Origin of the sequence: Psychrobacter sp. W2-37-MNA-CIBAN-0211 (genome assembly GCF_040309405.1) — a bacterium.
Classification (GTDB): domain Bacteria; phylum Pseudomonadota; class Gammaproteobacteria; order Pseudomonadales; family Moraxellaceae; genus Psychrobacter; species Psychrobacter glaciei.
Genome location: NZ_JBEOOU010000003.1, coordinates 247566 through 262699 on the forward strand (window position 1 = coordinate 247566; position 15134 = coordinate 262699).

At 44.6% G+C, this 15134-nt stretch carries 13 protein-coding genes; 7 read left to right on the plus strand and 6 right to left on the minus strand.

Annotated features, from left to right (window positions below; all coding sequences use genetic code 11):
• Positions 1 to 164: 164 nt before the first annotated feature.
• Positions 165 to 1391, minus strand: a complete 1227-nt coding sequence (lptG, locus tag AAEY72_RS05660) for an LPS export ABC transporter permease LptG (protein ID WP_352309768.1) — start codon at positions 1389 to 1391, stop codon at positions 165 to 167.
• Positions 1388 to 2671 (minus strand): LPS export ABC transporter permease LptF, encoded by a 1284-nt coding sequence (locus tag AAEY72_RS05665; RefSeq protein WP_502945354.1) that lies wholly within the window; start codon positions 2669 to 2671, stop codon positions 1388 to 1390. Before AAEY72_RS05665 ends, lptG begins: the two co-directional genes overlap by 4 nt.
• Before the next feature lie 514 nt (positions 2672 to 3185).
• Between AAEY72_RS05665 and AAEY72_RS05670 the strand changes: the two genes are divergently transcribed.
• From AAEY72_RS05670 to sstT, 4 genes are all read left to right on the plus strand, one after another.
• Positions 3186 to 3791 carry a cysteine hydrolase family protein gene (locus AAEY72_RS05670; RefSeq protein WP_352309770.1) on the plus strand — a complete coding sequence of 202 codons (606 nt, stop codon included), beginning with the start codon at positions 3186 to 3188 and terminating at the stop codon, positions 3789 to 3791.
• Between the two features lie 310 nt (positions 3792 to 4101).
• Entirely contained in the window at positions 4102 to 5754 is a 1653-nt protein-coding gene (locus AAEY72_RS05675; protein ID WP_352309771.1) for a leucyl aminopeptidase, read from the plus strand.
• A gap of 36 nt (positions 5755 to 5790) precedes the next feature.
• Positions 5791 to 6264, plus strand: a complete 474-nt coding sequence (locus AAEY72_RS05680; protein ID WP_352309773.1) for a DNA polymerase III subunit chi — start codon at positions 5791 to 5793, stop codon at positions 6262 to 6264.
• A gap of 325 nt (positions 6265 to 6589) precedes the next feature.
• On the plus strand, positions 6590 to 7792 hold the full coding sequence (gene sstT, locus AAEY72_RS05685; RefSeq protein ID WP_189583694.1) for a serine/threonine transporter SstT: 1203 nt from the start codon (positions 6590 to 6592) through the stop codon (positions 7790 to 7792).
• Positions 7793 to 7866: 74 nt separating this feature from the next.
• Here sstT and AAEY72_RS05690 read toward each other — a convergent pair whose 3' ends face one another.
• The 3 genes from AAEY72_RS05690 to AAEY72_RS05700 form a co-directional block, all read right to left on the minus strand.
• Positions 7867 to 8199: a chaperone modulator CbpM gene (locus AAEY72_RS05690; RefSeq protein ID WP_352309775.1), complete on the minus strand. Its 333-nt coding sequence runs from the start codon at positions 8197 to 8199 to the stop codon at positions 7867 to 7869.
• An 84-nt stretch (positions 8200 to 8283) separates the two neighbouring features.
• Positions 8284 to 9306, minus strand: a complete 1023-nt coding sequence (locus AAEY72_RS05695; RefSeq protein ID WP_352309776.1) for a DnaJ C-terminal domain-containing protein — start codon at positions 9304 to 9306, stop codon at positions 8284 to 8286.
• Positions 9307 to 9561: 255 nt separating this feature from the next.
• On the minus strand, positions 9562 to 9750 hold the full coding sequence (locus AAEY72_RS05700; RefSeq protein ID WP_194620564.1) for a hypothetical protein: 189 nt from the start codon (positions 9748 to 9750) through the stop codon (positions 9562 to 9564).
• 183 nt (positions 9751 to 9933) lie between these two features.
• Here AAEY72_RS05700 and AAEY72_RS05705 point away from each other — a divergent pair, with 183 nt between their 5' ends.
• Positions 9934 to 10296 (plus strand): septal ring lytic transglycosylase RlpA family protein, encoded by a 363-nt coding sequence (locus AAEY72_RS05705; protein ID WP_189583719.1) that lies wholly within the window; start codon positions 9934 to 9936, stop codon positions 10294 to 10296.
• Positions 10297 to 10395: 99 nt separating this feature from the next.
• On the opposite strand, the gene AAEY72_RS05710 is transcribed toward AAEY72_RS05705, so the two are convergent.
• Positions 10396 to 12417: an ABC-F family ATP-binding cassette domain-containing protein gene (locus AAEY72_RS05710; RefSeq protein WP_352309777.1), complete on the minus strand. Its 2022-nt coding sequence runs from the start codon at positions 12415 to 12417 to the stop codon at positions 10396 to 10398.
• Between the two features lie 418 nt (positions 12418 to 12835).
• On the opposite strand from AAEY72_RS05710, the gene erpA reads away from it, so the two are divergent.
• Together erpA and gshA are read left to right on the plus strand one after the other, a co-directional pair.
• Complete coding sequence (gene erpA, locus AAEY72_RS05715) at positions 12836 to 13216, plus strand: iron-sulfur cluster insertion protein ErpA (protein ID WP_227669969.1); 381 nt, start codon at positions 12836 to 12838, stop codon at positions 13214 to 13216.
• Between the two features lie 316 nt (positions 13217 to 13532).
• Positions 13533 to 15107 (plus strand): glutamate--cysteine ligase, encoded by a 1575-nt coding sequence (gene gshA / locus AAEY72_RS05720; protein WP_194620562.1) that lies wholly within the window; start codon positions 13533 to 13535, stop codon positions 15105 to 15107.
• Positions 15108 to 15134: the final 27 nt, after the last annotated feature.

Genomic DNA, 15134 nt, shown 5'->3' on the forward strand with positions numbered 1-15134 from the left:
TTAGCTGTGTCAAAATCGCTTAGCCTACAATGCGTAGTACTTGTACTCTTTTTCCTTGCTACTCTAATTTTTGTGAATGATATAAATTTTTGAACATGACACAAATAAAAAGCCCGCTAAAACATATCGTTTTAGCGGGCTTCTTTGTAGAAGATTACACTTAACTACATCTGCCGCTTAAGCAAATATCCACCCAATATCGCACTAGCGATAATAGGCAATAGCACCATCAATAATGGCGAAAATCCAGTCGCCAATGAGACAAAGCCAACCAAGTCTTGCACATAACTAAACAGCAAGCCAAACAATAATGCCACCACGATACGCAAGCCCAAGCTATGCGTCCGCAGTGAACCAAAGACAAAGGAGCAAGCAACGATCACCAACGACAATATCGATAAGGGTGATAGCAATTTTTGCCAAAAAGCCAGCTCATGACTCAAAGAGCGTTGACCTTGTTGGCGCATAAACTGACGATGCTCGTACAACTGGGTCAATGACAGATCTTCGGCTTTGCGGGTGAGCAAATATACTGATTCAGGCGCAAAGGGCAAGCTTAAGGTATCTGACGGCGAGATCGCTTGGCTACTCTCAAAGCCTTGATTAATCATCAGCTTGGTCATGTTATTCAACGCCCACTCGTAACGATACTGCTCGCTCGGCTCGCTACTGACTGTATCCAAAGGTTCGCGACCGATATACTGCCCGCCCTCAGCGTGAACAGCCGTTTGTAGATTGCCATTATTGTCTAAATGCCAACGTTTGACCTCGCCGATATTGCCTTGCACATCGGCATAATCTATATACAAAATATCGCTACCATCCGGCTTGGTACGACCAGCTTTTGTATTCTCAAAACGTGGTTGCACTGTCCAATAACCGCGCACCGATGTGACCAACGAGGTGCTGTCTTCATCGTTAATCTCTTTTGCCAATTGATTAGAATGCGGCAAAATAAACTGATTGATGAGCAAGGCAAGCAGTACAAAAATCAAAGCAGGCTGTAATACCCAGCCAACGATGCGATAGACGCTGACGCCAGCGGCGCGCATGACGACCAACTCACTTTTATTGGCGAGTAAACCCAAGCCCACAACCGCACCGAGCAATGCACCAGTTGGGATAAATTGCTCCAAAAAATAAGGCGATCGATAAAAGATATATTTAATCGCCTCACCCATCGTATAGCTATCATCTAACGAATCCAGCTCAGACAAATAAGAAAATACCAGTTGTAATGCCCACAGACCTATAACCGCTCCGACGATTGCTAGCAAAGCATTCAGTTTGACGTAACGGCTAAGGACTTTTAGATTGGCAGGTTTTTTGGCAAACTGAGCATTCGCGTTTTGCGAGTTAGCATTGGGAGATTTAGAGAATAAAGCACTCATGAGGACTGCCCTCCTTGTGAGCCACTGCTTTGATGATCGGCAACTGTTAAAGACCTATTCTCTGGTTTGCGAAAGCGCAATCGGTGCTGCACACGGCTACCCCAATTCATATAAAGTGCCAATACCATAAATCCTAAAATCAGCCAAGCATATGCCCAAACGCTCACACTACCTTTGCTCACAGCGTTTTTGAGTGAAATGATACCCAGCGCACAGCTGACAAACAATAAAATCGAAGGAAATAGGCGTAACCAACGACCTTGGCGCGGACGTACTTGCGCCAGTGGTACAGCGAGCATCGGTGCAATAATCATCAACCACGGCAAAGCAAAACGGTAGCCAAGCTCACCCTGTGCCGCACGCAGCGCATTTTCACCACCGAACTGGGCACTGCCAGTTGCCGCTTGCCATAACGGTCCGATTGCTTGGGTTTCGATATTGTCTTCGGTGATCACATCTTGTGAGGATTCCGTCAAGGTAATGCGATAGCGATCAAAGCCGACTTGGTTATACTTCAAGCTGCCCGCGCCGACCTCGTAACGACGCCCTTGGAATAAATCCAACTGGGTCACGCCCTTGTCACCTGTCTGTACTTGCTCGGCTCTTTTGGCCAAAGTAATGGTGTCTTTACTTATGTTTTTATCGCCCTTGCTTATCAGCGCTTGCGGTACATCTGGAATCGCTAATTGTTCTGCGGTTTCAGGATCAATCGTATTATCGACATCCATGGCAGCCGCTTTAGCGTTGCTACCTTTAGCTTTTGGCTCAGACTGAATAAGTATCACATCTTGTAGCTGTTTTTTGTCGTCGCTAAGGCTGCCAACATAGAGATGGTAATTGCCACTACTGATAAACTCATTGGGGCGAATCAAATCAAAGGCACTGGTAAAGGCTTGCTGCTGCCAAATAGCCTCAGATGAGCGTACACCCCACGGTTTTCCGACGACTGATAATGCAGCCTCGCCAACGAATAAGGCCAGTATCAAGGGAGTCATCAGCCGAGCCAGCTTGCCGCGTGAGACACCACTGGCGTTGATAACCGCCATTTCTTGATCGACATATAAGCGCCCAAATACCAGCATTAGAGCAATAAAAAAAGCCAAGGGCAAAATCAGCTCTAAAAAATACGGCAAGTTATAACCAATGATGGTAAATAATAAGCTGATATCTAGATTGCCTTCTGCGGCAATGCCAAAGTAACGTATCAGACGGCCACCAAGCATCATAACCACCAAAAACCCCAATACCAAAGCGGTGGTTGAGGCAACTTGTTGGGTCATGTAGCGGCGTAATATCACAATAGGTACTCTTTAACAGTGGATATGTGGACGGTGTATCGCGTGCTGACTGACAGAGCCAAGCGCAATAGTATGGTGTTACCAGCGTAATGCTACTCAAATGCCTAAACAGACAAACACTTAAATAGATATCAACGTAACGGTGCCACTTATAAGTCAAATGATATAAAGATAAGCGATAAACGTAACCGCTAATGCTAGCATATTTTGATAAAAAATGACTGTGAAATGTGTGCTAAAAAATCACCCAAGCCTTGCTGATGACGCATGATTCAGCATGAATAAACACTGGTAGACGTTACCAGTAGTCAATAAATCGCATAAATGGTAAGGCATGACTGGCTGCGGTATTGCGTCAATTTAATTAGCCAGTGTTTTTGCTTTTAGAAAGGTTTGTTTGTCATTCGTATCAAGTCACAAATATGAGCAGCATTAATTGCTAGACTGATTGATTGTCAATACTCATCTCTACCACAATTATTGGAGCATAAATAAAATGTCTAATCCCTCTACCCTACTTGAGCTGGCTGGTGGCGAATTTGATACCCTTGATTGGTCAAACTGCGCTATCGTCTTTATTGATTATCAAAACGAATATGTCGATGGCGCCATGCCATTAGGTCAAGCAGGCAGCAAAGCCACTGCAAACGCGCGCCTATTGCTTGATAAAGCCCGTAAACAAGACGTTCCTATCTTTCATATCGCTCATCATGGCGAAGACAATGGCAATGTTTTTGACCCCTTGTCTGCTAACGTCGGTATTATGGACGAGCTAAAACCAATGGATGGCGAAAAAATAATCACCAAAAAGCATCCTAATGCCTTTCATGACACTCAGCTTCAAGCACTTATCTCAGCGACCGGAAAAAAACAGATTATTTTTGCGGGTTTTATGAGTCATATGTGTGTCAGCTCTAGCGTCAGAGCGGCGTTTGATTTAGGCTTTGATAATTTTGTTTGCCATGATGCCTGTGCCACTCGCGCACTTCCTAGTGCTACAAGAGAGGGCATCAGCGCTGAAGTGATGCACGATACTGCCATGGCGGCCTTACAAGATAGATTTGCGGCTTTGGTTGCGACTGACGACTTGGTTAATGGTTAATGTCACTGTGCGTAATCGTCATACATTCGATAGTATGGCGGTTGCCTGCTTTTAGCTCGCTTTTGACTCTTTGTCAATTACTAGCAGACTCGTCGTAGAACGTTCCATACGCCTTAGCAAGATAGCGCAGCAAATTTAAACGAAAACATTACCTAACCCTTGCCGACTGCGCAGCGATTCGCTGATATGCTACACTACAATAATAAGCAATTTAAAAAATAGTGAGGCGACATAAGAGTAGTAAAATGCTGATATTGTCTTCATCACTGATTTGCACTTCTAAATTTATAACTCTAATAAGGATAACTATATGAATATTAAATTATCTCAGCACCTGCCAAAAACTCATACTCAAAAAATTCTAAAAAAAGAAGCCAAAAATAAAGATGAGGCCTGCCTAGTCGTCCTAATCGATGACAAAAAAAACATCCTTGCTCAATCGGTGTTGGCAGACTATAGCACCCGTATCGAGCAATTGATCGAAGTCTCGCACTTCAACGGTAAAGCTGGCGAAACGGTAGTTGATTATGCATTAGCGGGTGATAAAAAAACCACTAAGCAAAACCCTATCCAGCTATTATTGGTCGGTGTTGGCAACGTTGATAAGCTCAACAATACAGTCTTGCAAAAAATCACTCAAACCATCTATAGCAGCACACAAAAACGGGTAGCCTCTATTACCGTTGCGTTAGGCGACACGCTTGAAGAAAACCAATTTGGCCAGTTTGCCCTCAATCTGTTGGCCGCGACCTATCGTTTTGACAAATACAAATCTGAGCAAAGCATGCCTGCGCTAACTGATATTTATCTACTAGCTGACGAATCACTACAGCCAGCATTAGAATTCGCAGAGTCAGTATTCGCTGGTCAAAGCTTGACTCGCGATGTAGCCAATGAACCAGGTAACATCTGCTTCCCAGCTTACATGGCAGAACAAGCACAAGAGCTAGCAGCAACCTACCCTGACCTATTAACAGTCACCGTACTGGGTGAAGATGAGATGTCAGCGCTGGGCATGAATTGCTTCTTAGCAGTCGCGCAAGGCTCTACCAAAGAAGGCAAGCTGGTACTCATGGAGTATCGCGGTAAGTCAAACTTTAGCGCCGACGCTGGTAAATCCACGACTAGCAGTGCCAAAGTTAGTGGCGGCCTAAAAGCCTTGACTGATAAACTACCAACCAAGGCTGCTAACAAAAAAGCCTCTAAAAAGAACGATGACACTGTGCAAGCAACAAATGATGACGCGCCTATCGTATTAGTCGGTAAAGGGGTCACGTTTGACTCAGGTGGTATCTCAATCAAGCCCGGTGCGGCGATGGATGAGATGAAATTTGATATGGGTGGTTCAGCTTCTGTACTCGGTACAATTAAAGCACTATGTGAAGCGCGTCTACCGATCAACGTCGTTGGTGCTCTCGCCTGTGCTGAAAACATGCCATCAGGTGATGCCACGCGCCCAGGCGATATCGTAAAAGCCATGAATGGCAAATCCGTTGAAATCTTAAATACCGATGCGGAAGGTCGCTTAGTATTGGCAGATACTTTATGCTACGTACAGCGTTATCAACCAAAAACTATCATCGATGTCGCCACATTGACCGGTGCTTGCGTGGTTGCACTGGGTCATGTCCGCTCGGCTGTCTTTAGTAATGATGAAGATGTCTTATTTGATTTAGAAAATGCCAGCAACCTGTCTGGCGATCTCATCTGGCATATGCCGTTGGATGACGAGTATCAAGCACAGATCGACTCGCCTATCGCTGACATGCAAAACATCGGCGGTAAAGGTGCAGGTGCTGTAACTGCTGCATGCTTCTTATCGCGCTTCGTCGAAGAAGGTCAAGCATGGGCGCATTTAGACATCGCTGGCACGGCATGGAACTCGGGTAAAGATAAAGCCGCAACTGGTCGCCCTGTACCGCTATTTATGCAATATTTAAAAAACAGCGCGAATATGGTCTAATCCGTTGATGAACAACCAACTTATGAAAATCAGTTTATGAAAGTTAGCTTTTATGTATTAAGCGACAGTAAAGCCCAAGATTTCTTGGGCTTTATTTGTCAGTTGACCCAAACGGCACTCAATAAAAGCAGCCAATCGCTGCTGATTCTTGTCGAAGATGATGCGTTACTGTCGACGCTTGATGAAGCGCTATGGGCACAAGAAGCGACAAGCTTTATACCGCATCAACGCCTTTTAGCTAACAATACTGAAGGCGATGATTCTGAGGTTGATATTAACAAACGATTAGCACCTGTATTGCTTGGCGGCTATATGCCAGCAGATTTCAACGGTATCGTTATTAATACAACAACACAGCCCGTCAATGCTTTTATGCAAGCAACCAGCAATGCACAACCTACCCGTATTCTTGAGCTGATTAAACCTGACGCGACCAGTGTTCAAGAAGGTCGTAATAAATATAAAGCCTATCAACAATTAGGCTATGAGCTGACTCATTTTAAAGTTTAAGTTGCAGCCTGCGCCCTAATTCCTCCTCATTTCTCACGAAAAGCACGATTTCTCATCAGAGAATCCACGTCAATTTTTCTCATATTAAGTCTCTACCTTCACCTGTCCCGCCTATGTCGGTTGGTGGTAAAGGTAGGCTCTTATCCTAAAAAATGCTACCATCCTTCGATTATTTTTCTGTTTTCACTATAATTGTCTTATTTACAGTCGAATTATTTCAAAATGGCAACCAAGCAACCGAGCGTACACTGCATATTTTAAGCAAGGTTAATGCGGTCATCATTTATGAATAATTTGGAGTATTGACTAAATCGAGGATGTATAGATGCGTTCACTAATTGCGATGTACCAGCGTATAGGGCTGGTGCCGCTCATTATTATTGGTTTGATATTAGGCGTATTGATTGGTTGGCTAGCACCAGATACTGGTATAGCACTAGGCTTGTTAGGGACGCTATTTGTGGGTGCACTAAAAGCGGTGGCACCGATACTGGTATTTACTTTGGTCATCGCAGCGATTAGTCAGCATCGTAGCGGCAATGAAGTCTTCGTTAAGCCCGTGCTCATTATGTATATGTTCGGCACTTTTTTGGCCGCCCTGACTGCGGTGGGCGCAAGCTTCTTATTCCCGACCGAGCTGACGTTGGTGAACGCTACTATCGAGCAAGTACCACCAGCGAACTTAAAAGAGGTGTTGACCAATCTGCTGATGAATTTGGTGGCCAATCCTATCAGCGCCATTGCTGAAGCCAACTATATTGGTATATTGGCATGGGCAATCATCATTGGCTTTGCGCTGCGTCAAGCCAGCGATACGGCTCGTACTGTCGTCGGTGATTTCGCAGATGCCATCTCACAAGTGGTGAAATGGGTCATTGCCTTAGCGCCTTTTGGTATCTTAGGCTTGGTTGCTAATACTGTCGCGGAGACAGGCTTTGGCGCGTTGGCTGGTTATGCGCGTATCTTGATGGTGCTGGTCGGTTGTATGCTATTTATCGCCTTGGTCGCCAACCCTATTATTGTCCTTGTTAAGACTGGCAAAAACCCTTACCCGCTGGTATTCACTTGCCTGCGTGAGTCAGGAATCACGGCTTTCTTTACGCGTAGTTCGGCTGCCAACATTCCCGTCAACATGAACCTTGCACGTAAGCTTGGGCTGCACGAAGATACTTATTCAGTGACGATTCCACTGGGTGCGACCATTAATATGGCAGGCGCGGCGATTACGATCAACGTCTTAACACTTGCAGCGGCGCATACCTTGGGTATCGAAGTGACGTTTGCTTCAGCGCTTCTGCTAAGTTTGGTGGCAACGATTAGTGCTTGCGGTGCATCTGGTGTCGCTGGTGGTTCGTTACTACTGATTCCATTGGCGGCGAGCTTGTTTAGTATTCCAAACGAAATCGCCATGCAAGTGGTGGCAATTGGCTTTATCATCGGTGTGATACAAGACTCGGCAGAAACAGCACTGAATTCGTCAACTGACGTACTATTTACGGCAGCTGCTGATCCAACGTATTCTCGTTAAGCTTTAGTTCGTTATTCATTCTGGCAATAAAAAAGGGTCTAATAAGGCCCTTTTTTGTTATCTGATCTTTACTGCTAATGCGGCTGCTTTGAGTGTTCAATATCCACTTCAATCACTGGTGCTTGCATATCTAGCTGCTGTTTTAATTGGCGGAGTTGCTCCACCTCACCTAATAGCTCTAGTATCAAACCAATCGCTGGCACGCTGGCTTCAAAGTCACGACTCAAACGCGATGCGCGGCGTACAATCGTTAGCTGATAGCCAGTAAACTGCTGACGTTCTGGCACATCATATTCGATGATATTTTCTTCAATCAATTCGATAACCCATTGGCGCTCTTGGCCACAGGCCGATACTAGCTCATCTAAGCTCATGATAATATCGGTAAATTCAGGCGAGTGTTTCATAGCGATTATCCTCGTTTGCTCTTTATTTTATTGTTATCGTATGGTCTTTATCTCTGCTTCGATTTAGGTATTTCTTGGCGGTCATTAACGACTGATATTGGTATCAGAAAAAGCTTGTTTCAGCTGCTCATAAGCTTGGGTAGCGGTTTCGGTACTGATATCAGGGTTGACGATGTTTAAAGTTAAATACAAATCGCCCGCTTGCTTGGCAGGGATGCCCTTACCTTTTAAGCGCAAGTTGCTACCGGATTTGCTATTTTTAGGAATCGTCACACCAAGCGTACCTGCTGGTGTCGTGAGGTTGATTTTTTCACCCAACGCGGCTTCCCATGGGGCGATGTTGACGGTTTGATAAACATCAACACCTTCGATACGAATATTGTCTGCATGACGGATTTTCACTTTTAAAAATAAATCACCGTTTTTACCATTACCGCCGCCAGCCGCACCTTGACCTGTCAAACGAATTTGTTTGCCATCAGTGATGCCTTTAGGAATTTTAATTTTGAGGGTTTTATTTTCGTAATCGACACTGCCATTAGGCTGACGAACCGGAACGTTTAATTTAATACTGTAGTCGTCACCGCTATACACCGAAGACAAATCAACGGTAATCTCTGCATGTTGGTCTTGACCTTTGCTATCTTGCGTCCCAAAACCGCCACCAAATTGGTCAAAGCCACCATTTTGAGAGCGACCACCTGCCTGCCCATTCGTTGAGCCACGTGCACCGCGACCAAATGCCGAAAAGATATCATCGAAGCGAAAGCTACCATCGCCAAACGCTTCACCTTCACCAAACTGGTCTTTGATGTCTTCCCAGCGGAAACCGCCCTGCCCGCCGCCCGCTGATTGACCACCAAAACCACTAGCGCCACCTTGACCAGCAAACGGATTGTTTAGCATCGCATCGTATTCAGCACGCTTGTCTTTATCGCGGATGGTCTCATAAGCGTTATTAATCACAGCAATCTTATTGTCAGCGTCTGGATCGTCACTGACATCAGGATGGAATTGACGGACGAGCTTACGGTATTTTTTCTTGATATCGGCGTCTGAGGCGTCTTTTTTGACCCCTAAAATGTCATAGTAATTTTTCTCTGCCATATTGTTTTTCCTTATCGTATTTATTTCTAATAAATTCAGTTAATACATAATATGGGGATAATGAATAAATATTTAATTTTTCGCCTGCGTCATTATATTGGGGTCTGCTGAAATTCTCGCCAAAAAAAATCATGGCAGCAGCGACTAAAACCATCGCAACTTGTTCAACATACCACTTTTGAGATGAAGATACGCCCTAGAATAATATCCCAGTTGATACGCTTTACAAAAATGTAAGAATCTGGCAAGTTTTATTTACATTAACTTATGTTCAGTTTTTACTAAAAATATAACAGCGTTAAGTTCTTTTAATAAATTGATTAAAGATTCAGCCACAGCCACTATTTTATAAGGCCTAACCACTATAAAAATGTTGCTCAAATCACTGCTAATATCATCTACAACACAATGGTTTTTCTTTGGATTTCGTGCTGTATTTTGCACTTTAACGGTCCATTTTCTTAATTTTCGATATGTGAATATGTGACCTCTAGCGTTCTTTTACAGAACGGTAAGGATATGACAAGCTATGTATTGTAAAATGAATATAATGTTTATACTCATAGGGAGTATGAATAATATAGGCAAGCTTATCTGTCTATTTTATAAATCGTTTAAAGGTATTAAATGTCTTATTTCATCAAGTCTTTAGTTATCACTTTATCACTACTGCTGACTACCACCGTTTTTGCCGGTAACACCAGCTATTATGGTAATAAGTTTCATGGTAAGCGCACAGCCAGTGGCAGTATCTTCAACATGAACTCCTTGACTGCGGCGCACAGAACGTTGCCATTCGGTACGAAGGTACAAGTGACCAATAGAAAGACAAAGCAGAGCGTGATAGTAAAAATTACGGATAGAGGACCTTTCATCCGAGGACGCATTCTTGATTTATCTAAAGCAGCTGCTGGTAAGATAGACTGTCAACTTTGTACGACCAGTATGAAGATACTCTCTTATGGTGATGGTAGATACCGTAAGGAATAATGTAATGAAAAAGGGAGAGCTAACGCTCTCCCTTTTTTATGTCTGATTTTATCAATTAGCGACCATACAATAAGCCGTTAATTGTGCTAACCATATTGCTTAACGAGCATTTGCTTCCATTTCCTCTAGCGTGGTCATCGCTAGCAATAGCTTTTCTTCATGGTCGCTGTGCTGCTGCTGTAGCGCGGTTTGCTCATTGAGCAACACCAATAAATCAGACTTTCGACTGTCTTCATAGAGATCCGTGTTGGCCAGTTTTTTTTCTAGAGCAATTAACTGCGCATCAATTTTAGCCAGTGCTTTCTCTATATTTTCAATTTCACGGCGAATTGGTGCGGTCAGCTTACGTTGTTCGGCGGCCAGTTTCCGCTGCTCTTCTTTACTAAGCGTAGGCTCAGCGGCTTTGTTTTTTGAGGGTGCATTAGACGCTTTATTGCTGATTTGACTGTCAGTTGTTTCACGTGAAACGAACTTCTTGCTCTCTTTTTTGCTTTTTTTCTTGCCAGTGTTTTTATCTGGTGCATTCTCTTGTTTACGCTTTTCTGCCAGCCACTTGCCATAGTCGCTGATGTCACCATCAAACTCTTCGATAATACCATCATGTACCAAAAACAGATCATCACAGACATTCGCAATCAATTCGCGATCATGCGAAACAAGTACCACTGCCCCTTCAAAGCCCTGTAGCGCGATGGTCAATGCTTGACGCATTTGCAAGTCTAAATGGTTGGTTGGCTCATCAAGGACAAGGACGTTCGGACGTTGCCAGACAATTAATGCTAGCGTCAAACGCGCACGCTCACCACCAGAGAATAATTCACTTGGGGTATCAATGCGCTCTCCACGGAAGTCAAAACTACCCAAAAACGAACGTAGCATCGCATCAGACGTTTTGCCTGCTAGACGACGCAACATCTCTATTGGGGTGGCCTTTGCATCAAGAATATCCATTTGATGCTGGTTAAAATAGCCAAGTTTAAGGGTATCAGAGACACGATACGTTCCTGTTAATACGCCAAGCTCGCCCACCAATGCCTTAATAAGTGTTGATTTACCTGCGCCATTCATGCCTAGCAAGCCGAGACGCGTATCCGGCGTCACCTGCACATTGGCATTATGCAGCAGTGGTACGTCGCTATAACCAATATCTGCTTTGGTCAACTCAATCAGCGGTGAGCTCATATTTGCTGGCTCATAAAAGCGGAACGAGAACGGGTTGTCCGCCATCATTGGTGACAGCTCAGCCATACGCTCAAGTTGCTTGATACGGCTCTGCGCTTGCTTGGCTTTACTGGCTTTGGCACGGAAACGACGAATAAAGTCATCCAAATGCGCCTTAGTCGCTTCTTGTTTTTCAAATGCTTGCTGCTGCTGCGCCATACGCTCATGACGAGTACGAATAAACTGCTGATAGTTACCCGTATAAAGGGTGATTTTTTGTTGTTCTACATGAAGAATATGACCAACCGTCGCATCCAAAAATGCTTGGTCATGCGAGATGACGATCACTAGACCGGTAAACGCATTGATCCACGTTTCTAGCCAAAGGATCGCATCCAAATCCAAATGGTTGGTTGGCTCATCGAGTAACATAAGATCAGCACGGCTCATCAAGGTTTTGGCAAGGTTCAAACGCATGCGCCAGCCACCCGAAAACCCTTCTACCGGTAGCTCATGCTGACTCGTATTAAAGCCAAGACCTGCCATGATTTGCGCGGCTTTGGTCGGTGTGCGATACCCATCAATTTCGTCGAACTGCTGATGCAACACCCCAATCTGCTCATCACTAACGCTGCTCAAATCATTCAAAGAGGCATTAATCTCATACCATTGCTCATCACCGCTCAATACATAATCAATCGCAGACTGGCTACTTGCACCAACTTCCTGCGCCATATGCGCCACATGCCAGCTATCAGGGATGCTCACTTCGCCCCTATCAAGTGTGACCTCGGTATCGCCAGTGCCCATTCGAGTCAGCAGTAAAGCAAACAAGGTCGATTTACCAGTGCCGTTGTTACCCGTTAAGCCAACTTTGTGGCCCGGATGGAGCTGGAAGCTTGCACCTGCAAACAATTCACGACCATCACGGCGAACACCAACGTCTTTAAATTCGATCATATAATTTCTTCATCTCAACAGTAATATAAAATATAAGGCAATAAGAAAAACACACATCTGGCATGCTGACTGGCGGCTATTATTTCAAACGCTTGCCTTATAGGCAAACGATTAAATAACTATTTCAAAACCAATCAGTTATTATACTAAAAAAGCCTGTCATAAAACCCGCGTTGACGACTGTCACTCTTGACAAACGAATCGTCACCCCCATTATGATATACTGCCAAAAGATTAATGCCAGCAGACTATTAATATAGTAGTAGCCCAAATACCAACCTTATAATATTGCAACGACTTTGCCATAACGACAGCACCCAATCGAATCAAACGCCGCGCGTATCTTTATTTGCAACGATGTCAGTTGCAAACCCAAACAGGACGACGACCGCATTTGATCCTAGCAACTGAGGTAGATATGAACGAATCAGCCAACCAATTTAGCCCAAGCTCAAGCCAGCCAGTAGATCCAACGATATTAAGCCTAACTGATAGTGCCGCACAAAAAGTACGTCGCCTACGTGAAGAAGAAGGTGATAGCGATCTTATGCTACGCGTCTATGTGACTGGCGGTGGCTGCTCAGGTTTCTCTTACGGTTTCAACTTTGCCAATGAGTTGAATGAAGATGATGCCAACTTTGACAATGACGATGTGACCTTGGTTGTCGATTCGCTAAGTTATCAGTATCTGCAAGGCTCTACCGTTGACTATACCGAAGGATTAGAAGGCGCACGCTTTGTCGTGACCAATCCAAATGCAACCACGACTTGCGGCTGTGGGTCGTCATTCTCTATTTAATCTGAATAGACTGTAGCACTATGTTAAATAGCCCGAAATATGACAGTCGAAGCATCTATCTCTCGGGTAGATGCTTTTTTTATAAAGACCTAGTAGTAATAACCAAGCTGTATTCTTGACCAGTTTTCCTAAAAAAAAGTGCCGAAATCCAGACAAATCACTTCGCCTAAAGCTTATTGTATTTGTAATTGTCCGTGGTTTTCAGGGCCGCTTTGAGCTAAACTGACGTCATTATCAACCTAAATACCCACCTCTTTGATGGTCATACACCAGTCGTGTTTTGAGCCGCCATAACAAATAACAATAGATGACTATTATGAGTAATTTTGTGCCTAGCTTTGTTAGCTTTGAAATCCCCAATTGGTTTGATACTCAGCATTTAACGGGTATGCTCCGCGGTATCGAAAAAGAGGGCTTACGCGTTAAGCCTGATGGTTTTTTGGCACAGACCCCGCATCCAGCCAAACTTGGCTCAAAACTCACCCATCCGTTTATCACCACTGATTATTCAGAGAGCTTGCTTGAGCTCATCACCGACCCAAAAGCCACCCCAAAAGAGACGCTAAACATGCTGCGTCAGCTGCACGTATTGGTGTATCAGGGTATGCCTGAGGGTGAGCTGATGTGGCCACTGTCTATGCCATGTATGCTGTCGTCCAAAGATGAAGATATCCCATTGGCGAATTATGGCAGCTCTAACACTGGTAAGCTAAAAACCCTATATCGCAGTGGTCTAGGCATTCGTTATGGTCGCCGCATGCAGACCATCGCTGGTCTACATTACAACTTATCTTTCGGTGATGGCCTGTTTGAAGCGTGGCAAGCGAAAGCACCCGCCGCCCCAACCCAAACGTTGACAGATTTCAAGAACGAGAAATATTTAGGGCTTATTCGCAACTTCAAGCGCTTAACCAGTCTGGTACTGTATTTGTTAGGTGCCAGTCCAAGTGTGTGCCCTTGCTTTATATCAGGGCGCGAGCACGATTTGGAGCTGCTGAACGATTCAACCTATTATAAGCCTGCCGCCACTAGCCTACGTATGGGCAAGCTTGGCTATACCAATAGTGTGCAAGAACACCTTGATATCCGCTATAACTATCTACCAGAATATGTCGCTGGACTGCGCCGTGCGATTCAAACGCCACATGAGAGCTTTGAGAAGCTTGGTTTAAATGACGCTGATGGCAATCCTATCCAGATTAATAATCATATTCTGCAAATAGAAAATGAATACTATAGCCCGATACGTCCTAAACAAATTGCGATGAGTGGCGAGACCCCTACCGAGGCACTGGAGCGTCGCGGGATTGCTTACGTCGAGTTCCGCGCCATCGATCTTGATCCGTATAGCGATATCGGTATCCGTCTATCTAGTGCTTGTTTCTTAGAAGTGATGGCGCTGTATTGCTTGCTAAATGATTCGCCTGAATTGATGCCTGAAGAGGAAGAAGCTTTGGCCATCAATCTTGAGCGCGTGGTCAATGAAGGTCGCCGTGACAATTTGCACATCATTAACAATGGTGCGGAGCAGTCACTAGAAAGCTGGATGCTGATGCACTTAGGTCGTATGCAACCACTAGCAGCCCTACTCGATGCGCATTATGGTGGCAATGATTACCGTGCGGCGGTGGCGTTGATGCAAGGCAAAGCAGGACATTCTGAGTCGACCATATCGGCGCAAGTAAACTCTGATAGCAAGCGTCTAGGCAGTTTATGGCAGCTGGGCTTTACCCTAGCGCAGCAGCATCGTGACTCTCTATTGCAGCAAACCCTTAGCCCCAATACCCAAGCCAAATATGAAGTATTGGCTGAAAAATCAATACTACAGCAAGCAGAGATTGAAGTGGCTGAAACAGAAGACTTTATGGACTTCTTACAACAGTACCGCTAATTAACCTTTGTTATTGCTGATAGTGTT

What these genes read in the sequence shown, in the direction of transcription:
- lptG (WP_352309768.1), bottom strand. Translation starts at nt 1,391, where the DNA reads ATGAGTGCTTTATTCTCTAAATCTCCCAATGCTAACTCGCAAAACGCG.
- AAEY72_RS05665 (WP_502945354.1), bottom strand. Translation starts at nt 2,671, where the DNA reads ATGACCCAACAAGTTGCCTCAACCACCGCTTTGGTATTGGGGTTTTTG.
- AAEY72_RS05670 (WP_352309770.1), top strand. Translation starts at nt 3,186, where the DNA reads ATGTCTAATCCCTCTACCCTACTTGAGCTGGCTGGTGGCGAATTTGAT.
- AAEY72_RS05675 (WP_352309771.1), top strand. Translation starts at nt 4,102, where the DNA reads ATGAATATTAAATTATCTCAGCACCTGCCAAAAACTCATACTCAAAAA.
- AAEY72_RS05680 (WP_352309773.1), top strand. Translation starts at nt 5,791, where the DNA reads ATGAAAGTTAGCTTTTATGTATTAAGCGACAGTAAAGCCCAAGATTTC.
- sstT (WP_189583694.1), top strand. Translation starts at nt 6,590, where the DNA reads ATGCGTTCACTAATTGCGATGTACCAGCGTATAGGGCTGGTGCCGCTC.
- AAEY72_RS05690 (WP_352309775.1), bottom strand. Translation starts at nt 8,199, where the DNA reads ATGAAACACTCGCCTGAATTTACCGATATTATCATGAGCTTAGATGAG.
- AAEY72_RS05695 (WP_352309776.1), bottom strand. Translation starts at nt 9,306, where the DNA reads ATGGCAGAGAAAAATTACTATGACATTTTAGGGGTCAAAAAAGACGCC.
- AAEY72_RS05705 (WP_189583719.1), top strand. Translation starts at nt 9,934, where the DNA reads ATGTCTTATTTCATCAAGTCTTTAGTTATCACTTTATCACTACTGCTG.
- AAEY72_RS05710 (WP_352309777.1), bottom strand. Translation starts at nt 12,417, where the DNA reads ATGATCGAATTTAAAGACGTTGGTGTTCGCCGTGATGGTCGTGAATTG.
- erpA (WP_227669969.1), top strand. Translation starts at nt 12,836, where the DNA reads ATGAACGAATCAGCCAACCAATTTAGCCCAAGCTCAAGCCAGCCAGTA.
- gshA (WP_194620562.1), top strand. Translation starts at nt 13,533, where the DNA reads ATGAGTAATTTTGTGCCTAGCTTTGTTAGCTTTGAAATCCCCAATTGG.